Origin of the sequence: Paenibacillus sp. Cedars, assembly GCF_003184205.1 — a bacterium.
Lineage (GTDB): Bacteria > Bacillota > Bacilli > Paenibacillales > Paenibacillaceae > Paenibacillus_AQ > Paenibacillus_AQ glucanolyticus.
This window is the reverse complement of record NZ_CP020866.1, coordinates 2,374,458-2,396,390: the sequence shown is the minus strand read 5'-3', so window position 1 is coordinate 2,396,390 and position 21,933 is coordinate 2,374,458. Positions and strand designations below refer to the sequence as shown.

The following is a 21,933-nucleotide window of genomic DNA, read 5'->3' as shown; positions in this document are numbered from 1 at the left end:
TATTATGATCAGCTAGGTGGAGCCTTCGAGCAGTGCAATCAATTTTTGCAGCAGAACCGGCTCTTCCTTTCGGAACTGGTCGAACCGGAGCCTGAGCCGCTCAAACACGTCCTTGTCTGCTCGAATTTCATGACGAATGTACTGATCCCTCAGTTTCATCGCACTCTTGGTGATATCCCTGTAGCCATCCGCAAGCTCTTCATCGTACGGGATGATCCCCTCGTCCACCAAATAGTCGATCCGCTCGCTCATCATTTTTTTGTGCTCCCAGAGCACATGTAGATGCCTCACGTCACTACGGTCACCAAGCCGGGAATCGTTGCTCTCTACGGCATCAAAGTACATTTGCAAATAGTCGTAGACCTTTAATCCGAAAGCCTGCTCTTCGTCCGGATTATAATTGATTCGGTTTAAATGAGTCTCACCGTTTAAGTAATCGCGCAGTTGGTCAATCGCAGCTGTTCGATCAAAAGGATACGGAGAATGCGGTTCGTATTTGTAGAAATACGTGTGATGATCCGCCGTAACCCCCTCCTTCAGCAGATACCTCATGGAATGGACAGCATCCTGGAACTCTGTGAACGGGATCTGCAGATTGCGGTACACTCCCGTATGGTCGAACATGGAAGCATCGAAAATTGCTTGGTCCAAGTCGAAACCATATAGAAACAGATGGTGGGGAAACGGCTCTTTCTGATAGGCCGCCGCCGGGGATAGCCTTGATTCGTCCAGAAACACAACGCAATAATAGCCGCTGCGAATCTGATCCGCAAAGAATTGCGGCCAGGCGTCCAAGGGCAAAAACTCCAAAATCGTATAGTTGACGGAGCACGTGAGCAGAAACGGATTGTTGAAATTCAGTTCATTCGGTTTGCCGCGAAAAAAATCGAAATAGAACTGCCCGCCATCCTCCAGGAATGTTTTTTTGCAGGACAACTGAATAAAATTGCTGTAATACCAAGGAATCGTTTCTTCGTGGATGCTGGTGATCGAAAGTGTATAAGCCCATCGTAAAAATCCTTTAAGCGGCGGATTCGATATCGGAAGCTGAACAGCCCTCATGGATTCTCCCCCTTCTGGTTTCTGAGTTATCACCCAGCTGCCATACATGACCGACAGATCTTCTTAGCTGCTTGCACTGCTGTATCCCTTCACAGCCTGCTTCCAAATCAGTCGAATGACTGTGAAGAGCAGAAGCGAACCGGCAAGTGCCAATCCCGCGTAGAGCCAGCTGAGCTGTCCCAGCAGGAACAGCGGTCCGAAATTGGTAATGAGGAACAATGGAATGACAAATGTTCCGATTCGGCGGACCCAAGCCGGGTAAATCGCCATGGGAAAATTGTTGGCGTCCCAGGCGGAATGGGCGATCTCCGACGCAGAGCCCGTCTGAACGAACCAGAATGACAGCAGCGCAGGGATAATCATCAGACAGTATGTGATGACAACGGAGACAAGCTGCAGCAGCATAAACCCGGCAAGCTGCAGCAGCGTCAGCGGAATATCCATGGCATGCCAGCCTATGCCAATCATGACGAACCCAACCAGAATATCAGGGATCGGCAGCGCCAGATCGACATAACGCAAGGAAGCCATAAATTGGAGAGAAACCGGCTTTGTAAGCATTAAGTCGAGCGTGCCGTCCTTGATATACTCCGGAATTTTTGTGAAATTCGTGAAAAAGAGTCCCACATAAATGCCGGTCACTACGGTGTGCATGCCTATAAATAGAAGCAGACCTTCAGGCGGTATGCCGTCTACGTGAAGATCGGTGCGGAACACAACGAGCACATACAACAGCTTGGCGAGCAGGTAGACGGATTCCACAAGCAGACTCATCATAAAATTGCCCCGAAACTCCATCTGGGCGATGAGACAATTTTTGATGAACATGCCATACAGATGTGCGTATTTTCTTATGGTTTTAAACATATGGAATGCCCGCTACCCCCCAACCGCCGAATATTTCTTCATGGAAACCCGCCACGTCAGTCGGGATAGCAAGAAGAACAGGAGTATCCATCCACACTGGATGAGCAGCCCCTGGTACATCGCCCCTACCTCTGTTTTGCCGCTGAGGACATTGACCGGAAAATAAATGGTGTACGGAAACGGCGTGTACTGAAGTGCCTGCACCACCGAATCTCCGAAAATCTCAAGCGGAAACATGCCTCCGCTCAAAATATTGACAAGCAGACTCGTAATAACAAAAAAATAAGAGATTTCATTCAGATAAAAAGCACTCGCACAGATGCAGTAAGCGATCAGGAAATTAAGCAAAAGCGCGCCCCACAGCGTGACAGTAAACAAGACCAGCCGTACGGCCTGGAGCTCGATTACGTCCCCGGCCGCTGCGATCCAGATGATCCCGACAAGCATGACAGCGGTAATTCCATAATAAATCGCCTTCTGCCCGAAAAAGGACACCAGTCGATACCCGAAGTAGCTGACCGGTTTGATCAAATACTTGTTGAGTCCGCCGTTCTTGATATCGTCGACAATCTGGTGCTCGAACTGGGTCGCGATCAGCTTGGACACCAATCCCGCCAAAATCGTATACAATATGATTTGATGGTATGAATACGAGAACAGCGCCGTTTCGCCGGAGTGCCGGTAAACTGCCGTCCAGATAAAATATTGGACAAGAATCGGAAACGCGGCTCCAAGAAGTCCGAGGAAGAAGTGGAATCGGTATTCCATCGAATGCTGAATTCCCATCGAAAAAACAGCCGCATACAATCTCCGTCTATTCATCCTGCATATTCCTTGCGGTACAGCCTTGATATACTCTCTTCGATCGGCACGTCCTCAATCGTCCAATCCAAAATATCAAACGAATCAAGGACGGCGCGCGATACTTCCTTCATGCGGTATTTCGGCAGCTCCAGCACAGCGTTATAATCGTCCATACTCACAATCTTCCCGAACGAAGCCAGCCGCTGTTCCGCGACCGGCTCGGAGAACTGCAGCCTGATGATTTTGTGCTCGCCAAATAAATGGTTAATCTTATGAAGATCGCCGTCATACAGCAGGCTTCCTTCGTTAATGATGATCGTACGCTTGCACAGATCCTCCACATCCTTCATGTAGTGGCTGGTCAGCAGAATCGTCGCGCCGAACTGTTCATTATAATATTTCAAAAACTCCCTGACCTTCTTCTGGGAGGGGAAATCCAGGCCGATCGTCGGCTCGTCCAGATACAGCAGCTTCGGGCGATGGATCAGAGCGGCAATCAGCTCCATTTTCATCCGTTCGCCCAGGGACAGCCGGCGCACCTGCACATTCAGAAGCTCCTGCACACCTAACATCTCCGATAGTTCGGCAAGACTTCGGCGGTAAAGATCATCCTCCACGTCATATATACATTTGTTTAAATAAATCGATTCGCTGGCGGGAAGGTCCCACCAGAGCTGGTTTTTCTGACCCATCACAATGGAGAACAGCCGTTTGAACTCGTTCCTTCGCTCCCAAGGCACATAGCCGAGCACGTTGGCCTCCCCGCTTGTAGGATATAAAATACCCGACAGCATTTTGAGTGTCGTGGTTTTCCCCGCCCCGTTAGGACCCAGAAATCCAACGCACTCGCCGGGGCCGATATCGAAGGAAACGGATTTAACCGCTTCCTTCACAAGTGACTTCCGGGCAAACAGATTTTTCAGTGAATGCCTAAGTCCTGCTTCTTTCCGGTAATACACAAATGATTTGTGCAGCTCCCGCACACGGATAAAGTCCATCCCCGCTCCTCCTGAACGATAACATATAGTCCCATTTTGGGCGGTATCCAATCTGAAAGCTTAAACTCCATTGTTATACAGAAGCACACATTTGGAGCATATCGGCATCAAACCGCAGGCCAGCACCTCGCGCTGTTTCCGTAGATCCTCGCCGTGAAAAATATCCGCCACGCTGTCTTCGTACAGATTGCCGACACTGAATTCCGGGAAAAATTTGCACGGATTCACTTTGCCGTCCGGCATGACATCCATCCGATTCGAGATGGAGAAACACTTGGTCCGCTTCATGGCCGGCTTCTCGCTGCCTCGGATGAATCCTTCTACTTCTTCGGCCTCCAGTGCAGGCTGATAGCGAATGCGCACATTCCATACACGGGAATTGACGCGTTTAAGCTCTTCGATTAGTGTGTCATAATTGCCCGGGGAGATATGGAATGTGAAGGAGTGCCAGCTATTCTTGTGATTGTCCGCAAAGCGGGAGGCAAGGTGCGGGAAATGGGCATCAAAGTAGGTATCCATCTTTTCCGCCGTACCGGGAGGGATGTACCATGGGAAGCAGAAGTAAACGGAATCGACGCCCATCTCTTCGAAGAATTCCATAAAGCTGTAAAGCTGACCAACCATCTGGTCATTCACCGTCAGGGCTACGGAAACTTTGCCTTTGTACAAGCCCTGCTTCTGCAGATCAAGCAGCAGCTGTACGGCGTGGATCACTTTCTTGAAGGTGCCTTTGCCCCGAATCGCGTCATTCTCCTTCTCGAAACCTTCCAGGCTGACCAGCATGACCAGATTTTCCGACATTTTCAGAATGGAATCCAGCTTCTGTTCGATGAGAATCGCGTTTGTGCAAATGGTTGTGTACCGGTCTTCCTTGGCCAGCAATTCCGCCAATTCATCGAACTTGGAATAGAACAGCGGTTCTCCACCCCACAGGAACACACGCGATTTGCGCTCTCTCGTTTCAGCCAGAAGCTTCTCCACAACGGGAATGTCGATCTCGTCTTTCTTCTCTTCCTTGGCAAACCCGTGATGGAACCCGTCCGGATTCCATTCGAAGCAGTGCTTGCAGCGCAGGTTGCAGCCGTTATTAAGCTTGATCCCGATCTCATAAGGCACGGGGGCGGCATAAGTCGGATCTTCCCGAAGCTTCCTCCCCGTTTCCGCCAGCGGAACGAGGGTCCTTTTCATATTTTGGAATGTCAGCTGGTCAAACGTAACTGCTGTTTTCGGCTGCATAAGTTTTCCTCCCGAAATGATTGATTTTTGATCGCTCCTCCAGCAAACGCGTGTGTATTCTCTCCAGATGTTGTTTCGAGAAATCCTGGGCTGCCCATTCCGCGAACCGGATGCCGAAGCCGCAGGATTCCCAATAACTTGAATTGTGAAGCTCATGCTCGCCGAACGGCTCCAGCATGACAAAAGGGATTCCATATGACAGCGAGTCGTTCAGGGTGGCTCCTCCCGGCTTGCTGATGATGGCAGCGCAGTTCCGCATCAGATCCGTGTAAGCGGCGTAATCCCTGAGCGGGATATCCTGTAAAACGCCGCCCTCACGGAGATAACGGACCATCGGCGGAAACGTATGCCGCCCCTGTTCATCCCGGCTCCACGGGTCCCAGGCTGCGTCCGTTCCGAAGTACCGTGTAACCCCGTCGTCCTCCTCCACCTCGGAAGGATCATAGACAATCACATCCAGCGGGTAACCGAGCTCGCGAAGCTTAGGGATCGTTCCGGCATACGTCCCGATCCCCCAGCCGCCGCCATGGATCAGAATGCGTCCGGCACGCTGCGCATAAGGCAGAGGCTCCGTCTCGTCTGAAGCAATATAGCCGCCCGGTGACCATTTCGAAGGCTCATAGAACCAGACGTTATGGTAGCCGGGGCACAAGGACTTGTGTACCTTGAACGACGGCGTATCCCACGCATCCAACCGGATCAGTCGTATATCCAGGGGTTCGCGGGCAATGATCTTGTAGCGCTCCAGGATCGGCAGCCAGAAGCCGGTAAACACGGCAAAGCGGGATACCCCATCACGGTTCCATGCATCCAGCAGACGCTGGACCTCCTCCTCGTTCAGGGAAGATTCAACGGGTTTGGCCAGCTTATGGCCCATCAGGGCAACGGAGAAATCGGCATGGAATGCTTTTTTTGTGGAAGGGATCTTGCGCCTGATTTCTTCGTGATACAAATTCTCCAGAACGTGAACCGCTGCTCTGACACCTCTGTCTTGAAGGTACGTGTACAGGTGCATAGCCGGAATGTACGCGCCAAGCGAATTGCCCGACGCCAGCATGGTGATCGAAGATGAATTCATGCCCTGCCTCCTCGTTCCCGATTTAGTTGTACACTTTAACCGACAAGTCAGCGAGCACCTGTCTCAGCCTGTTAATCAGTTCACTACGGTGCTCGTTGTCACGACCTACCACCGATACATACAGCCGTCCCTTCGGCATGCCCCGTTTGCTCTGCAATCCGTCGGTGATACGGCGGGAGGTCAGAATATCGTTCACCATTACGGTGTTAGATGAAAGAGGCACAATCCCGTACCCTTCCTGGACAGTTAAGAGAAGACCGGACACGCGCAGCGCGTCCAGCAGCCTCCCGAACGCGAAGCCTTCGGGTAAACCGAGGGACAGGAATGTAATCCAACTGGTATGGCCATGCGTTTCCCAGACTTTATTGAGATAAGCGTTAATGAGGCCCATGGACATGCGGGCGTTAATCTCTACAATCGGCACCACATCCCCGTTCTCCAGAATCATGGAGTCGAAGCAGACGAAACCGTGGTAGCCGTCCTCAGCCAATATGCCGAGTGCTTTTTCCATCGTGTCGAAATAACCGGCGTGCTCCAGAAGACGGATCAAAGCTTCATCCGCTTTAATAGACCCGCCGTAGTTCTGCTGCTGATTCATCATCCGCTGAACGGAGATGAAATCCTTCTCACCATTTTCCCGGATGAACCAGTGGGAACTGAAGTCGGTCCCCCTCCTCAGCAGAGGCTCCAGCAGAAATTGTGAGCGGAGGCCGCTCCGCTCCTGTTTATCCAGATGTCCCGCTATCCTTCGCTGCATGGCTTCGCCGTCGATGAGCAGGTTACCCTTGCCCGACACACCGAAGGGATCCTTCAGCAAATACGGCCCCTGCTTCAGAAGCGTATTTCCGGCCGACTCCATTTCCGCTGCGCTGTTCGCCTCCATGCCGTAACACTTCTCGCCGATTCTAGCCAGCAGGCGGCTGGAGTAGATTTTGGAGTTCACACGGACAACCGTCTCAAGGTCAGGCAAAGGACTAAAGGGCCCGGCGGCTTGAAGGTAAACTTCCGTATCAGCCGTAATGGCGTACGGAGTGAGAGGTTTGACGGTGTGAGTCCATACCGCTTCACGGTGCAGACCACCGGCAGCATGCTTGAGAGATATCATTTCCGCCACCCCCGTTGCCTCCGGATAGCCGGAACCTACTGCCTGCAGCATGCGGTCTGCCGTTATCTGATTTTGGGTTTGATCCGCCGCAAGACGGAACATGCACCGCTTGAAAACGTCCGCTTCTGGCAGGGGCTTCTTCTCATCGCTTAAATCAAAGTGATAACGACTTCGAAAGGAAAATCCTAACCCGGCCAGGTACTCATACAGTTCTGGATCGATTTGACACCGGCTGTAGAGGATATCGTCCGGTCCGCAAAATGGAAATAGCAGCTCGTCCATACAGAGAACTACGGATTCCCGTTCTCTATCCGGCATAGCGGGCAGCCTGGTTAGATTCGGATCCCTCCACCTCGTTTCGGGATCGAATGTACCCATTACGATGGTTGGCATCAAGCCGGCCTCACTTCTGGACATCTTCGTATAAAGATAACTCCTGAGGCTGGCAGCTTTTCAGGAAAGCCATAAAGGTGTCGATCGACTGGAGATGCTCGTAATCGAATTGGTCATAGTCAATGACAACGTTCAACTGTTCCTCGACTTTAAGCATAAACTGGATCATTTGGAGTGAATCGAGGCCAATATCGTTGTTCAGTTCCGTGGTAGGGGACAGAATTTGGCGAAGTTCCGGTTGGTCTTCCTTAATAGCGCACAAAATGTCTACGATTTTATCGTACATGACTACACTCCTTTAAAGTGATAATGTGTGAGGGTACAACCGATCCTTACGTTTAGAGAATGCCATTCAAATCTAACCTGACTTAGACGCCCCTCCCTTTTCCATAGTTACAATTATTATGCTCATCATGCCAATTTCTGTCAATGATAAATGCCGTTGCGTTGCTGTCTTTCAACAATTACTGCCGGAGTAATACAGACACGGCGGTCCTCATGCACCAGCTAATATATATGCGTTGTTCCAATAGGCAATTCATACGAATGCACGCAAAATCTATACATGTCACCTTCCCGTCTACCATACGGAAGCCGCCAATATTCTATATTTTCTTTCTCAACATGTGGAGATGATCCTGCAAATCAGCCTCCATGATCTGTATACCGGGCTCCTGCGAAGGCTTCATTTTATCGTCAAGCCTTCGCATAAGCACGTCAGCAGCTGGAAGCACAGCGACTCCCTTTGACTGTGTCTTTTTTGTCCGCCATCGCATCGACAATTAACCTAAATTGCATTTGGATTCCCTCCTCGTATTTATGTTTCTTATACCTGGAGTGTTTCAGCACGCAATTTCGCGGCAAGCAGCGAAACCCAACCGAAAGCAACCATTCCGGCGCTGCCCATAATAACGCCAATCCAAGCACTGTTCATCGAACCTACTATGATGAGCACAGGCGCAAGAATGCAAGATGCAATGCAATAGAAGCTCCAACCACGCTCGCCTTGTGAAGCAAACCGACGTGCAAAGACCATATTGGCCACGATCAGGCAAATAAAGGCGGTAAAAAAAGCTGCCGAGTGAAGGGCTGCCTGGCCGCTCATCGATGTCGGCGCTTCTGCGGGCGCACCCGGAGGAAAGCTGAGCCCAGGGTCTGGTCGAAACAGACCGGCCATCATCATGCCAATCCCATAGATTCCAATAAGCAGAGCCCCCCATGTACCTCCCTGGAATCCACGAAGTAAACGGCGCACGCCAATCGCCGCACATACAGCAAGCAATCCAGTAATGAAGAAATTAGCGCTCTGGACCCATCCCGCATCCCCCAAAGTAAGAGTACTGATAGCGTGGAGCCTGATATCGAATCCCGTACGCGTAAACGATTGAATAATAGCTACTACATAGAACAACGGGGTGGATATAACTCCACCCATCAGAAGCATACGAATCACCTTAAAATTTTGCTTATTTATCATCATCATGATCTTCTTCCTCCTTAATTTTCCTTTTTACCTACGCAGAATGAACTTCTCCGTTATATAGACAACGAACAAGAGCAGATCTAATCGACATTCCTCCATTCTTTTTTTGCGATTTTAATGGAATGGCTCGTTAACGATGTTCTATCGCTGTACAAAAAAACAAGCCCTGCTTCAATAGCAAGGCTTGCTGTAGGATGAGTTTCCTCTAAAATACTACTTCGCAGGCATATCGAGAGATGTAAACCGGGTCAGCCGTACAGCTTCTCTCCAGCCTGAAGTGAATCACTTATTATTTATGGTGAATTTTTTTACATTATCCTCCAGTTCAGTGGACAGTGCCTTGAGCTGAGACAGATAATCTGCCAAGTCATCAATCGTAGCCAATTGCTCCTCAGCAGCCGCAGACACGTCTTGAGTAATGGCTGCATTTTCTTCAGTAATCGCTGATATATTGGTAAAGACGTCCGTAAGTGCATACCGCTTTTCTTCCATCAACTGGATATGAACATCTACCTCGCTTGTTTTATCCACTTGGCTGTCAACGGAGACCATAATGTCGTTAAAGATCGATTCCGTTTCCCGTACAGCCGTTTCTTGATCCCTGAAGAGCTCACGGGATGTGCCGATAGCCTGAACTGCCGCACCTACCTGACTGTTTACGTTTGAAATAATGTAGCTAATACTGTTCACCGCGGAAGCTGATTGCTCAGCAAGCTTGCGGATCTCGGCAGCTACAACGGAGAATCCACGCCCATGCTCGCCTGCTCTGGAGGCCTCGATCGAAGCGTTTAGGGCCAGCAGGTTGGTCTGTCTGGATATTTCAAGGATTGTGACAAGTATGCTGCTGATTTCACCTGCACTTTCATTCACTTGATTAATGGCCAGTGCTGTTTCTTCTGACGATTTCAGCGTATTGTTGAATCTTCCTACCAACTCCTGCATAATGACAATCCCTCGTTGATTAAGCTCACCCGTATGTCGAGCAATATCCAGTATTTCCTGAGTGGATGTTGTGACCTGATCGATCGCTCCGCCGAGTTCTTCTACTTTTTCAGAGCCATTCATAACAGTGTTCGCTTCTTCACTGGATGCGGTAGAAAGCTGGATGATGGACTCGGTTATTTGAGAGGAAGCCTTTTGAGTCTGATCCATGCCATCTTTAAGGTTGGACGCCGATTGTGAGACAATATGCACCGAACCCGATATCCCACCGATTATTCTCTGTAAATCCTGCTTCATGACATCAATGGCCCGAACCATTGTGCCTACCTCGCTCTTCTTCTTCAACATCGCTTGTGGAATTTCAGCGGCAAGATTACCACTGCCAATTTGCTGCAGATAATGGACAGCAGCATGAATCGGCTTGGTAATCGCGCCGGATACAATCAACGAGACACCGATGGCAATCAGGACGATAATACCCATAACAATGAAAATAATTCGCTGAATTGCATTGATGGATTCCACGATTTCACTCTTGTCCATGATCGCGATATATCTCCACTGGGTTTCCGGTGATACAAAGACGCTGGCTGTGTAGTTCTTGTTATCCAAGGTGATATCAAAATTCTGATCTTTCAACTTGTCAATTTCAGTAAATTCCTTCACTCCCAGATCCTTCAGCGTTTTGAAATTCGTTTCCGGGTTCTTAGGATTCGCCAGAATCGTACCATTTTGGTCTGCCAGAATGACATAGCCGGTTTCACCGATTTTTATGTCATTGATGGTCTCCGTCAGTGATTCCAAGCTTACATCTACACCTTGAACACCAACGATGTTGCCTGCCTTGTCCTTGATGGTAACGGATGAACTGACAATTGGAACATTTCCGGTAAACGAAGCATAAGCACCTGTGCGCATGACTTTATCCGGGTTATCGATAGCCTGGGTGTACCACTCCCTGGGTCTTGGGTCGAATTTATCGTTAGAAGTACCTTCCGGCCATTGAATGTATCCACCATCCTTTGTTCCCAAATAGATGTAAGCAACATTCGGATGTGTTTTGGAATAATTCAAGAAAAAGTTGTAAATGTCCGATTCCAAACCTGCTTTTTTTGATGGCGTCATCTGAATGGTCCCGTCTTGGCCTACTTCATTCACATAAGAGGTGATGGATTTATCGATCTGCTTAGTGAGAGGGTGATTAGCGAAGTATTCAACCGATTCATTTACCGTATTAAAGTATAGGTTCATAGCACCACTAACTTGCTTAATTTCCTTACGAGTGGCTTCATAGAAATTATTTTCCATGTCTTTCTTAACTTTTTGGTCTATCGCGAGGCCGAGTGATAATGTCGATATCAATACCATGACGACCATCGTAACCAATAGTTGAAGCTTTAAATTCCATTGCAATTTCTTTCTCATGTTGTTTCTCCTCCAGTTTCTCTCATGTTGCTTCTCCTCCAGTGTTAAACATTTATGTATGTGTCCTTACATTCTATCGGCAGAAGGAGTGGATTTTGTTAAAATTTGTCGAATTGTTCACAAATTTTAAGACTTTGGTTGGATACTATTCATTTTCACACTATTAATAACGATATTAATATAGGGAGAGAGAGAAACATAATGAGTAATTTGTACTATACAAACATCAGGAGGTAAGACACTTGAGTAAAAGAATTTTAAATTTCAAAGTATTATTAGCTATTTTGTTAATTGCAGCCATTTTTCCATGGAATCATGCAAGTGCCGAAATAAAGAAACAGGCGTTTGATCCGTTTGAGAAAAGTATTGATGAAGTCGCAACTGCTTTGAAAACAAAGCAAATTACATCGGAAGAACTCGTAGAATATTATCTGAACCGTATTGAGGCCCTTGACAAACAAGGTCCCACTATAAATTCCATTATTACAATTAACAACAAAGCGCTTGAAACAGCAAAAGCTCTGGATACTGAACTTAAAAAGAAAGGTCCAAGAAGCAAACTGCATGGCATCCCTTTTGTCGTTAAGGATAATTACGACGTCGTGGGCATGCCGACAACAGGCGGATCCGTTGCTCTGAAGAATGCCTATCCGACCAAGAATGCATTCACCGTACAGAAGCTTGTCGATGCCGGGGCTATTGTAATTGCCAAAACAAACATGTCTGAGCTTGCCGCTTCCTACGGAAGACTGGGCTATAGCTCCATGGGCGGTTTAACAATCAATCCTTATAATCTGAACCGTGATGCTTCGGGGTCCAGCAGTGGCAGTGCTGCAGCTGTTGCGGCTAATTTTGCCGTATTCGGGCTTGGAACGGATACTTCCGGTTCGGTCAGAGGTCCAGCTAATGTTACCGGCCTTGTTGGTATCAGACCAACTATGGGATTGACCAGCCGCAGCGGCGTGATTCCTAGCTCACTCTCTCTGGACGTAACGGGCCCTATGGCACGCAGCGTGAAGGACGCTGGCTTGGTACTCACTGCGATGGCTGGAACAGATAAAGAAGATAAAGCAACAAAATTTGCGAAACAGCATGTTCAAGACTACACCAAAGCATTAGATTCTTCTTCGTTAAAGCATGCACGCATTGGGGTCGCAACTGATTTCTTCGGTGACAATGTCGAAGTGGATACGATAACAAATCAAGCAATCGCGAAAATGAAAAGTATGGGAACGGTTGTCGTGCCTGTATCGTTCTCCAACCAAACCAAATACCTCTGGACTCCGGTGCTTGGACCGGTCGGGGATGCCGAATTCAAAAGCCAGTTTGAAAAATTCTTAAGTTTCCTTCCTGCTGGCGCACCCAAAACGCTGCAGGACGTGATTGATATTAGTGAGTCTCCTGAAGTATTGAACTCGGAGACGCCTGTTAACCCCGCACGTCTGGAAGGCTTGAAGACAGCATTGGCACAAGCGGATACGCTGTATTCCAAAGAATACAAGAACATCATGAACAAAGAAATTCCGAAGACCCGTGAGGAAATCACGAAAATAATGAAGGACAACAAACTTGATGCAATTGTCTTTCCTACCATGTCCTGCCCGGCTTCGAACCGTTTTGACAAAGAAGATCCTACTTATATCTGTGAAGCATATGACACCTATGCCGCAAGTTATGTGGCATCAGCAACAGGCTTCCCTGAAATCACCGTCCCTGCAGGAGCAGTGGAAGCAGGAGTACCCGTGGGCATCTCGTTCCTCGGTACGGCATACAGTGAGCAAAAGCTTCTTGATCTTGCCTATTCCTTTGAGCAAGCTACCCATGCCCGATTCGTTCCTGTTCATACACCAGAAACTATTCAGTAACGACATGACAGCCTCTGAATTCGCTCATTCTCTCCCTCAACATGCAGGCTGAAGAAACTCTATGATACCGCTCCGTTCCATACGGAGCGGTTTTCTGTTTTATGGGATAGAAAGCTCAGCCTCACTTCAGGCAAGCAGAAAAAGCTTCCTTGCATGAGAACTCCATTTCACTCGTACATAACTTGAAGCACAAATGAGCAGCCTTAGTCCGGTCAAGATCCGAACTAAGGCTGCTTAGAGAAGCTTTTTATAAAGTTGTCTGCCTGACACGAATGGCTATTCTGAACGATACGCGCGAGAGCATATGGTTATGGCTCTCCCGCTGCTCGGAAGGTATTGCTGTTTCAGCAGCAGCCTGATCTTTCCGAAGCTGTCGGGTTTACTCCGGTGTGCCTTGAGTTACCCCGTGGACATAGGTGAACCAAGGGGTGTCCAGAGCTCCTTGTCCCGGGTTATACGTAAAGAAGTACTCGACAGTATCCCCATGTTTCAGATTCTTCACAGGATACGTATAATTGCCGTTTCCAGTCGGAGTCATGGCTACGTTCAACTGCCCTCCGTTATTGACCTTATAGTGCAGATCAGCAAAGGTTGCGCCATTGACATAAAACAGCAAGTCATCGCCGGTTTTCTTCAGACCCCGCACCTCATCGCCAATGATGATGACGGTGGATGGTTCCGGCACAACCGTGATGGTGGAAGCCGCTGTATGATTGCCGTCAACGGTTGTCGCCGTTACGGTTGCCGTGCCCGGAGCAAGCCCGGTCACAAGCCCGTTCTGACTAACGGAAGCAATACCGGAGCCCGATACGGACCAAGTGACCTGCTTGTTCGAAGCATTCGACGGTGCTGTGCTGGCGTTTAACTGAAGGGTTTGTCCCACTTCCACCTGCGCAGTCGCAGGATTCAAGGTTACGCCGGTCACCGGAACATTTCCAGGATTCGATCCGCCGTTCTCCTTATAGACCCGCACGTAATCAACCTGCATCGTAGCAGGGATATCAGACGGCCCCGGGGAGATGCCACCGTCAAAATTCCCGCCGAGCGCCAAATTCATAATGAGATAGAAAGGCTGGTCGAACGGTGCGTTCGGATTATTTGGTGCGGCCAGTGAATACCATTGCTCGTTCGTCACTTTGAAGAAGAACTTGCCATCTACATACCATTTGATGTTGTCCTCTTCCCAGACTACAGAATATACATGATAGTCATTGTTGATGGTCTGCCCTTGAGGGAAATGATATTCGCCAGAAATATGCCGGTTCGCCGGCCATGTCCCACCGAAGTGAACGGCCCCGCTCGTCGAGCCAGGCAATCTTCCTCTCGCTTCCATTACATCGATTTCGCCAGATGCAGCCCATGTTCCGTAGGGACTGTCTTGCGGAAGCATCCACAATGCCGGCCATATGCCATTGCCTATTGGCAGCTTGGCACGGAAATCAACCCGGCCATACGTAAGGGTGAAATGATTTTTCGTGTTGATTTTCCCGGATGAGTACTGTGCATACCGGTTTGGATCCTGCGGGAAAGATTTCGGATCATTCAAAGCCCGAATGTTCAGCTTTCCATCCTGCACGAATACATTTTGCGCACTGTCAGCATAGTGCTGCAATTCCGCATTGCCCCAACCCCATGTATTCGGATCATCATTGAGATAATAGCCCTGCTCATAATTCCATTTGCTCATATCCAGCGAAGTCCCGCTAAATTCGTCCTGCCAGATGAGATTCATGCCGTCGATGGCCGGATTGCTCGGCGTTCCGATGACAATGTCTTCTTGGTCGCTGACATCCGGGCGTGGCGCATTGGGATTGCCAATAAACGTATAGTTAACATAATTGCTGCCCACGCTGCCACCCTTTTGCCCGTTCAATGGATAGCCGATTCGGATCAACATGTCTTCCTGGATAGGCTGAAACCACAGGCCATAGATGTAGTCGGCCCAGTATCCCCATTGATTGGCATCCGACATATTGTTATAGCCGTTGGCGGAGTATGTAAATCCACTCAGACCCGAATCCCCCATGTTCACCCATTGCCCGTTGATGTTGATTTGGTATACAAAATTGTCAAGCTCCGTGCCGATTGGTGCACCTCCATCGATCTTAGGCAGCGGTACGCCGATAGCGCCGTTCGCATCTGCTGTAAACGTTGTTCCTTCATAAGGCGTAATGACATATGAATTCCTTACTGGCTCATTAAACGTGACGGTATACACGACGTTAGTCCCCGAGGTTTTCGATTCCAATTTGACGTTAATCGACTCCGTTACGTTAAACCAGTACCCGCCGCCTCCATCAGTGAATTGTCCGAAGTTCTGATCGTAAATCCAGCCGCTGGCAGCGTTGTTGTCGATATCAATCCACGTGCTGCTGTTGACTGGCTTTACGTACACCTTCAGATCATCTGCGACAGCTTCATATGTCACAGCCGGATCGTTATTAAACGTTGGGTAAGTAAAACCGGCTCCACCCGTGAAGCTTGCTGTAATCTGTGGCCCTTGCGTAGGTGCCATGGCTGTAATCGTGGTTTTGTTAATGTTCTGAAACACAAGCGTGTAATTCAATGTGACTCCATTCGCCTTGGAGTACAGCTGAATCTCGGTCGTTGCCGAGAGAGTGAACCAATATCCTGTAAAACCGCCATCACTCCAGTGTCCCCAGTTCTGGTTATAGATAAAGCTGCTGACACTGTCAATATCGACCCAGTTTGCGCCTACTTTTACTTTGACGCCAACGTCCTGGGCAACATCATTCCAGGTGGCGGAGCCCCCGTTGAATTTGGGCATAACAAAACCGTAGCTGGCCTGTCCCACCCCTGATTTGGAGATAATGGGTCCGTCTGCTGCTGAAAAGTAATCCATAGAGGTAACCGTCGTGGCTGCCGCCTCCGCGCCGTGAACCTGGGCAGGCTGCCACAGGCTAACGCTTGCCAGCATCCCTATTGCTAAGAATAAACTTAATGCTTTTTGCATAAACCGTCTTTCCATCGTGCGAGAACGCCTCATAAATACCCTCCCTTAATCTGATAGATTCTCAATCTCTGCGCATTCAGGAAAACGCTTACAGATGAGATCCTCTTCATTCTATCGAATTCGGAATCAGATAAACAGGTACCATTTTTTGGGTTCAGGCCTCTTATTTTGGCTATCTACAATATGCGAAAGAACCTTTGTGCCAACTCATGTGGATTTGATATACTGAACTCCTACGAATCTATCAGATCCAATAACAAGATATCGAAAGAGGTTGAGCATATGGAAAAGGCTACTTTTGCAGGCGGATGCTTCTGGTGTATGGTTACGCCCTTTGAGGAGCTGCCCGGCATTCATGGCATTGTATCAGGGTATACAGGGGGTTCCGTAACGAATCCAACCTATGAAGAGGTTAAGAAGGGAATAACCGGACACTACGAAGTGGTAGAAATCACGTTTGATCCCGAAGTATTTCCTTATGAGAAGCTGCTTGAACTCTACTGGCCACAAATCGATCCGACCGATCCTGAAGGCCAGTTTCACGACCGGGGCAGTCAGTATCGAACTGCCATTTTCTATCATAACGTGCGGCAGCAGGAGATTGCTCTCTCTTCGAAAAAGGCTGTGGAGGACAGCGGCCGATTTGACAAGCCAATCGTCACGGAGATTCTTCCGGCTGAACGGTTCTATCCAGCAGAGGAATATCATCAGGACTATCATAAGAAGAATGTGAAGCACTACAAGGAAGATCGCGAGAAATCCGGTCGAGACGAATTTATAACGGAACACTGGCAAGTAACGGACGTATGATGAAAAAAGGAAACGGACTCCTGTTTACAGGAAGAGCCCGTTTCCTTTTGTTATTGGATCAACCATCTGCTTCTCCCATAATTCGCTGGGGGATCTTGCCATGGCGATTTTATTAAGCTCGGTCTCCAAATACAAACCAATGACTCACAACGAAAAAAGCCGCTATACACGGCCTTCGTCGTCAATATATTCTCTAGTTGTCGGATATTTCGCTGTTCGCCTCTTTCACCTTCGGATTGGAGCCAGCAACAGGTAACCAGCCTGCCAGCACTGCCCCTCCCTGCGGATGATTGCTTGCTTCCAGCTCGCCTCCGTGCTGCTTCATGATTCTGTGCGAGATCGTTAGCCCTAATCCACTGCCTCCGGTAGAACGGCTTCGAGAGGATTCCCCACGATACAGCGGTTCAAACACGCGGGTTAGTTCTTCCATAGAAAAGCCAGCTCCGCTATCGCGTATCGTAAACCTGACATACTGATCGTCTCTGTGGCAATGGACATCAATTTCACCCCCAGAGGGTGTATGTCTGACGGCATTTTCAAGAATATTGTTCATCGCACGCTCCAATAGATGCTTATCACCGCTAATGAAACAATTGTGCGTAAAGTCAGTTGACAGCGATATATGTTTCTCTCGAGCCTGCGGGGTCAGACTGTCGATCGACTCCTGGAGTATGTGTGCAAAATCCATCGTTTTGTTGTTAAGCTGCGTCTCGAAATAATCCATCTTTGTAAACGTGAACAGGTCTTCAACCAATCGATCCAATTGAGCCGATTTCTCCTTGCATACCGCTATATATTTGGCTATTTTCTCCGGTGACTGGGCAATCCCTTGCTCCAATCCATCCAAATAACCGCGCAAGGCGAACAATGGCGTACGTAAATCATGCGCGACGGCAGCAATCACGAATCGTCGTTCCTCCTCCAATTCCGTTTGTTTCCGATAAGATAACTCAAGCCCTTTCACCATAACCTCAAAGCCGTCCCGCACTTCGGCGATTTCCGTGATGCTGGACGTGGGCAGCAATACATCCCAATCGCCTTCCGCAAGTTGCCTCGCGGCCTTGCTCATCCTCTCCAAAGGTTTCAGAAGGAACCTTCTCATCGCCATACCAATAACAACAAAAGCAAGCAGCAGTCCGATTGATGCCATCATCATCTGTACTGAAGTTGATCTGGGGAGATAAACACTCACCCTCCCCAGGAGCTGCCCATCTTCGATGATAGAGAATTGTTCAGTAGATGACAAAGCGCTCCGGCGCTCTGGATTTGAACGATAAATCTCCGAATTTGACGCTGATTGAATCACTACATCCATCTCGGTTTTTTGCAGATGGGTAATCAATCGATGCTGCCAATCGGGGTCCTCCCATTGGTCCGAGTTTGCTTCAATCATATGAATCGTTTCGGTTATTTGCCGCTGCAGCTCCTCGTTTAATCGATGGCTTTTTGAGATGCTAAGCGTTTGCGTCTCGACAAAGTTAGCGGTGAGAAAGAATATCCACGGCACTGTAAGCAAGAAGAATAAACAAAGTATCGTAAACGTACGAATGCGAAGCTTCATACTATCCTCCCTCAAAGCGATACCCGACTCCCCATACGTTGACCAAAAGTTGCGGATGGTTCGGATCGGATTCGATTTTCTCGCGAAGTCGGCTCAGATGGACTCGAATAGTGTGCCTGTCGCCTACTCCACCCCAAAATTTCTCAAGTAATTGTTCATATGAGAAAACATGCCTCGGGTGCTCGGCAAATAAACGCAACAGCTCATATTCCTTGGGTGTAAGCACAACGTTCTTACCTTCCACTACGACTTCTCTTGCAGACAGATTCATCTTGAAACGGCCGTAGTCCAAGACCCTTCCCTCCACTGGCTGCGGTGAAGCAGAGCGCCTTAGAACGGCTTTGACTCTGGCAACAATTTCACCAGGCGAAGCTGTTTTGACGATATAATCATCGCCGCCGAGCGTCAAACCCCGAATCTTGTCCACATCATGGCTGCGAGCACTCAAGAAAAGGATGGGAACGCTGCTCTCCCCTCGAATCCGGCGGCATAACTCAAATCCGTTCTGACCCGGCATCATGATGTCCAGCACGATGCAATGAACGGGTTGTTGTTTGAACATGTCCCATGCTTGCTCGGTATCACCTGCGGTCATTACGTGAAAGTTATCATTCTCCAGAAAATCCCTCAATAGTTCAACGATGCTTTGGTCATCGTCTACCACAAGCACCGTATGATATACACTCATGCATACCCCACCTTTTGCATTCTAGTTTATCATTTTTTCTTCCAGAGCCCATGTGAATTAGCATTTTGTGATGATATGTTTATGGTTTTGTGACTTTTTTACGACGTTGTTTGAGATATTCGTTTGTTATGCTTCTCCTTGCGGACACAGGTGACTTTATATTTCGCTTGCCAGCGCAGACACTGGATAAAAAAGACGAGGAGGATGTATGTATGCTTACCATTCAAATTGTGTTGTTTGATGGCTTTGACCTTCTGGATGCCATTGCACCATATGAAGTTTTTTGCGCCGCTGCCATGCATGTCGAGAACGAATTAAACGTAGAGTTAGTCACGGCTGAGGGAGCTAGGTCCGTGGCCAGCGGTATCAATGGATTGAGAATCGAAGCGACTGGCAGACTGAATCCGGATCGTGCGGGCATCATTCTCGTGCCTGGTGCATCCGGCAACGTCACGGGAGATGGCCCCCAATCGATCCCAGCTATTCTGAACCGGGCGATGCAGACCGAATTAACCGGTCTGATCCGTCAGGCTCTTGTACAAAAAGACATCATAGTAGCTACGGTATGCGGCGGTTCCATGTTACTTGCCATGGGAGGGTTGCTGGAAGGCAGACCGGCGGTAACGAATCACCTGGGGATGGATTTGCTGGGAGCAACCGGGGCAATTCCCGTATGGGCACGCGTCGTGGACGATGACAACCTCGTTACCGGCGGCGGCGTGACCTCGGGACTTGATGTCGCGCTATATTTGGTGGAGCGTGAACTGGGACCGCAAATCGCACACGCCGTAGAGCAGCTGTTTGAATATGAACGAAGAGGAACCGTTTGGAGGCAGACGGGAATGACCCCTAGCACTCCTATGGTGTCGACGAGCGAAGAATCGAACATAGAAGTGAGCCCTGCGACCTCGACTCTCGGCATCATGCCTAACGACATTACACAAACTTCAGCCTTCAACGGAGATTGGGATGCTACGATCGCAACACCTCTCGGGAATATGGAGGTTAAACTCTCGATAGCGGTGGGTTCAGATAAAATTATGGGGACGGCAGTGCAAGGCGAAGAAACCATCCCTTTCGCGAACCCCGTGTTTATCGACAACAAGCTGTCCTGGTCGCTTCGAATCACGAAACCCATGCGCTTGAACTTGAAATTCGAAGTTGAAGTTGACGGAGACCGCATGACCGGAATTGCCAAGGCAGGGGTGCTCCCCTCCTCCAAATTAACAGGGAACCGGGTGTCCTAGCGCAGGGATGTCCCATCCATAATCATAGTAGAGTCTCGGGGGTTTTGGATTACATGAAGAAACGGAAAACATTATACCGTTTGTTGGCCTGTGTCAGTATTATTTTTATTTTTTATGCCTTGGTAAAAAACTATTGGATTGATCCGGGAGCGACGGGGTTCTTGAGCCGCAAAACCGGGCTGAAGCGCGAGCTGAATCTTCCGGTGTGGTTAAATGTCATGTACGTTCATGTTGCATTTGCCTGCCTCGCCATGGCATCGGGACTGGTCAACTTTTCTAATCGGATTTTCGAAAAAAGCCGCAGATTTCATCGCATCAACGGCTATATCTACATCGTGTCCGTGCTGCTTGTTGTTCTGACTTCCGGTTATATGGCTCCTTACGCCACCAACGGAAAAATTAGCAGTTGGGGATTCAACGCGCTAAATATGTTATGGCTGTTTATCACCATTACTGCTCTCATCCAGATCAAAAAGAAACGAATAATCCGGCACCGGAACTGGATGATCCGAAGTTACGCCTTTTGTTTCACGAACATGTTCATTCATCTGATCACTTCCCTATTTCATCAGGGACTCGGGCTCGAATACGCTGCGAGCTACACCATCGGCATTTACGCTTCAATAGCGCTGCTGCTCGTTATTCCGGAAATCATAATTAGAACGAGCCGAACGGAATTGACAGTCAGATGAATAAATAGAGAGATTCCTCGAACGAAAACAACGAACTCCCTCCTAAAGAGTACGTTGTTTTCTTCTATCATAAATTCCATTATGCGGCGATAATCCTCATTAGTTAAACAAGCGGGTGCATGTTAATAATCCAGAAGACGTCCGTCATCATGCCATTGACCGTACATTTTATTCTCTTTCGTGTTTGTTATCAATTTGTCTAATCTGCTCATATACAATTCCGGATCATCTTTGTTGCTCTGTATTGTGTCGATCCGCACTCTTTGATAAAGTGATGGAAATGCCACAAAATTTGCGTACACCTCCCTGTCCTCTTTAAGCCTTTGCATAATCACATTGTCTATTACGAAAGCATCCGGATCCATATCAGGAAGAACCTTTATTCCTTCATCTCTCATCCACCCCAATTTTTCAAGACGGCGGACACGCTCTTTATTCAGTTCCGTCCATGAACTTTTCCTGCTTCTAGGAGACAGTCTTTGCACCACTCCCGCCCCAGGTATTTTCTTCTTGACTCCATCAATCCAACCAAAACACAAGGCTTCTTCGACTGCGTCCAAATACAAGATTGCAACCGGGTTTGGCGTCATACTGACCATGACCCAGCAGCTTTTTTCAGTAAGGCTATTCTCCAGCAGCCAACTCCTCAATTCTGCTCTCGAAGTAATTGCCAGCAAGTTTTCAATTTCCATGGTTTAAATAC

General features: G+C 48.6%; 18 protein-coding genes. 4 read left to right on the top strand and 14 right to left on the bottom strand.

The features are described from left to right. Positions 1 to 12: 12 nt before the first annotated feature. From B9D94_RS12640 to B9D94_RS12595, 10 genes are all read right to left on the bottom strand, one after another. Positions 13 to 1,062 (bottom strand): hypothetical protein, encoded by a 1,050-nt coding sequence (locus B9D94_RS12640; RefSeq protein WP_148247160.1) that lies wholly within the window; start codon positions 1,060 to 1,062, stop codon positions 13 to 15. Between the two features lie 63 nt (positions 1,063 to 1,125). Beyond that, positions 1,126 to 1,929, bottom strand: a complete 804-nt coding sequence (locus B9D94_RS12635) for an ABC transporter permease (RefSeq protein WP_148247159.1) — start codon at positions 1,927 to 1,929, stop codon at positions 1,126 to 1,128. Positions 1,930 to 1,941: 12 nt separating this feature from the next. Next, positions 1,942 to 2,751 carry an ABC transporter permease gene (locus B9D94_RS12630; RefSeq protein WP_148247158.1) on the bottom strand — a complete coding sequence of 270 codons (810 nt, stop codon included), beginning with the start codon at positions 2,749 to 2,751 and terminating at the stop codon, positions 1,942 to 1,944. Continuing rightward, on the bottom strand, positions 2,748 to 3,731 hold the full coding sequence (locus tag B9D94_RS12625) for an ABC transporter ATP-binding protein (RefSeq protein WP_006210486.1): 984 nt from the start codon (positions 3,729 to 3,731) through the stop codon (positions 2,748 to 2,750). Before B9D94_RS12625 ends, B9D94_RS12630 begins: the two co-directional genes overlap by 4 nt. 60 nt (positions 3,732 to 3,791) lie before the next feature. Then, positions 3,792 to 4,967 carry a radical SAM protein gene (locus B9D94_RS12620; protein WP_063480650.1) on the bottom strand — a complete coding sequence of 392 codons (1,176 nt, stop codon included), beginning with the start codon at positions 4,965 to 4,967 and terminating at the stop codon, positions 3,792 to 3,794. Further along, the gene (locus tag B9D94_RS12615) at positions 4,939 to 6,045 is read right to left on the bottom strand and encodes a glycosyltransferase family protein (RefSeq protein ID WP_148247157.1); all 1,107 of its coding nucleotides are present in this window, start codon (positions 6,043 to 6,045) and stop codon (positions 4,939 to 4,941) included. Before B9D94_RS12615 ends, B9D94_RS12620 begins: the two co-directional genes overlap by 29 nt. A 22-nt stretch (positions 6,046 to 6,067) precedes the next feature. Continuing rightward, the gene (locus B9D94_RS12610) at positions 6,068 to 7,543 is read right to left on the bottom strand and encodes a hypothetical protein (protein ID WP_253806147.1); all 1,476 of its coding nucleotides are present in this window, start codon (positions 7,541 to 7,543) and stop codon (positions 6,068 to 6,070) included. Positions 7,544 to 7,553: 10 nt separating this feature from the next. Further along, positions 7,554 to 7,829, bottom strand: a complete 276-nt coding sequence (locus B9D94_RS12605; RefSeq protein WP_036637615.1) for a phosphopantetheine-binding protein — start codon at positions 7,827 to 7,829, stop codon at positions 7,554 to 7,556. Positions 7,830 to 8,369: 540 nt separating this feature from the next. Continuing rightward, positions 8,370 to 9,026 carry a DUF998 domain-containing protein gene (locus B9D94_RS12600; RefSeq protein ID WP_148247155.1) on the bottom strand — a complete coding sequence of 219 codons (657 nt, stop codon included), beginning with the start codon at positions 9,024 to 9,026 and terminating at the stop codon, positions 8,370 to 8,372. Positions 9,027 to 9,308: 282 nt separating this feature from the next. Continuing rightward, positions 9,309 to 11,393, bottom strand: coding sequence for a methyl-accepting chemotaxis protein (locus B9D94_RS12595; RefSeq protein WP_063480646.1), 2,085 nt, complete (start codon positions 11,391 to 11,393; stop codon positions 9,309 to 9,311). 242 nt (positions 11,394 to 11,635) lie between these two features. On the opposite strand from B9D94_RS12595, the gene B9D94_RS12590 reads away from it, so the two are divergent. Beyond that, positions 11,636 to 13,258: an amidase family protein gene (locus B9D94_RS12590; protein ID WP_063480645.1), complete on the top strand. Its 1,623-nt coding sequence runs from the start codon at positions 11,636 to 11,638 to the stop codon at positions 13,256 to 13,258. Positions 13,259 to 13,637: 379 nt separating this feature from the next. Here the strand turns inward: B9D94_RS12590 and B9D94_RS12585 are convergent, their stop codons facing one another. Then, positions 13,638 to 16,265, bottom strand: coding sequence for a family 16 glycosylhydrolase (locus B9D94_RS12585; RefSeq protein WP_148247154.1), 2,628 nt, complete (start codon positions 16,263 to 16,265; stop codon positions 13,638 to 13,640). Between the two features lie 249 nt (positions 16,266 to 16,514). On the opposite strand from B9D94_RS12585, the gene msrA reads away from it, so the two are divergent. Next, complete coding sequence (msrA, locus tag B9D94_RS12580; protein WP_063480643.1) at positions 16,515 to 17,042, top strand: peptide-methionine (S)-S-oxide reductase MsrA; 528 nt, start codon at positions 16,515 to 16,517, stop codon at positions 17,040 to 17,042. Between the two features lie 193 nt (positions 17,043 to 17,235). Here the strand turns inward: msrA and B9D94_RS12575 are convergent, their stop codons facing one another. After that, positions 17,236 to 18,603: a sensor histidine kinase gene (locus B9D94_RS12575; RefSeq protein ID WP_148247153.1), complete on the bottom strand. Its 1,368-nt coding sequence runs from the start codon at positions 18,601 to 18,603 to the stop codon at positions 17,236 to 17,238. 1 nt (position 18,604) lies between these two features. Continuing rightward, positions 18,605 to 19,291 carry a response regulator transcription factor gene (locus B9D94_RS12570; RefSeq protein WP_063480641.1) on the bottom strand — a complete coding sequence of 229 codons (687 nt, stop codon included), beginning with the start codon at positions 19,289 to 19,291 and terminating at the stop codon, positions 18,605 to 18,607. Positions 19,292 to 19,503: 212 nt separating this feature from the next. Between B9D94_RS12570 and B9D94_RS12565 the strand changes: the two genes are divergently transcribed. Then, a complete protein-coding gene (locus B9D94_RS12565) occupies positions 19,504 to 20,538 on the top strand; it encodes a DJ-1/PfpI family protein (RefSeq protein ID WP_148247152.1) in 1,035 nt (344 codons plus the stop codon). A gap of 53 nt (positions 20,539 to 20,591) precedes the next feature. Next, positions 20,592 to 21,230 (top strand): DUF2306 domain-containing protein, encoded by a 639-nt coding sequence (locus B9D94_RS12560; protein WP_148247151.1) that lies wholly within the window; start codon positions 20,592 to 20,594, stop codon positions 21,228 to 21,230. Between the two features lie 122 nt (positions 21,231 to 21,352). On the opposite strand, the gene B9D94_RS12555 is transcribed toward B9D94_RS12560, so the two are convergent. Continuing rightward, positions 21,353 to 21,922, bottom strand: coding sequence for a YdeI/OmpD-associated family protein (locus B9D94_RS12555; RefSeq protein ID WP_063480638.1), 570 nt, complete (start codon positions 21,920 to 21,922; stop codon positions 21,353 to 21,355). Between the last annotated feature and the right edge of the window lie 11 nt (positions 21,923 to 21,933).

Coding starts and splice junctions, on each gene's coding strand:
- B9D94_RS12640 (WP_148247160.1), bottom strand. CDS start 1,062: ATGAGGGCTGTTCAGCTTCCGATATCGAATCCGCCGCTTAAAGGATTT.
- B9D94_RS12635 (WP_148247159.1), bottom strand. CDS start 1,929: ATGTTTAAAACCATAAGAAAATACGCACATCTGTATGGCATGTTCATC.
- B9D94_RS12630 (WP_148247158.1), bottom strand. CDS start 2,751: ATGAATAGACGGAGATTGTATGCGGCTGTTTTTTCGATGGGAATTCAG.
- B9D94_RS12625 (WP_006210486.1), bottom strand. CDS start 3,731: ATGGACTTTATCCGTGTGCGGGAGCTGCACAAATCATTTGTGTATTAC.
- B9D94_RS12620 (WP_063480650.1), bottom strand. CDS start 4,967: ATGCAGCCGAAAACAGCAGTTACGTTTGACCAGCTGACATTCCAAAAT.
- B9D94_RS12615 (WP_148247157.1), bottom strand. CDS start 6,045: ATGAATTCATCTTCGATCACCATGCTGGCGTCGGGCAATTCGCTTGGC.
- B9D94_RS12610 (WP_253806147.1), bottom strand. CDS start 7,543: ATGCCAACCATCGTAATGGGTACATTCGATCCCGAAACGAGGTGGAGG.
- B9D94_RS12605 (WP_036637615.1), bottom strand. CDS start 7,829: ATGTACGATAAAATCGTAGACATTTTGTGCGCTATTAAGGAAGACCAA.
- B9D94_RS12600 (WP_148247155.1), bottom strand. CDS start 9,026: ATGATGATGATAAATAAGCAAAATTTTAAGGTGATTCGTATGCTTCTG.
- B9D94_RS12595 (WP_063480646.1), bottom strand. CDS start 11,393: ATGAGAAAGAAATTGCAATGGAATTTAAAGCTTCAACTATTGGTTACG.
- B9D94_RS12585 (WP_148247154.1), bottom strand. CDS start 16,265: ATGAGGCGTTCTCGCACGATGGAAAGACGGTTTATGCAAAAAGCATTA.
- msrA (WP_063480643.1), top strand. CDS start 16,515: ATGGAAAAGGCTACTTTTGCAGGCGGATGCTTCTGGTGTATGGTTACG.
- B9D94_RS12575 (WP_148247153.1), bottom strand. CDS start 18,603: ATGAAGCTTCGCATTCGTACGTTTACGATACTTTGTTTATTCTTCTTG.
- B9D94_RS12570 (WP_063480641.1), bottom strand. CDS start 19,291: ATGAGTGTATATCATACGGTGCTTGTGGTAGACGATGACCAAAGCATC.
- B9D94_RS12565 (WP_148247152.1), top strand. CDS start 19,504: ATGCTTACCATTCAAATTGTGTTGTTTGATGGCTTTGACCTTCTGGAT.
- B9D94_RS12560 (WP_148247151.1), top strand. CDS start 20,592: ATGAAGAAACGGAAAACATTATACCGTTTGTTGGCCTGTGTCAGTATT.
- B9D94_RS12555 (WP_063480638.1), bottom strand. CDS start 21,922: ATGGAAATTGAAAACTTGCTGGCAATTACTTCGAGAGCAGAATTGAGG.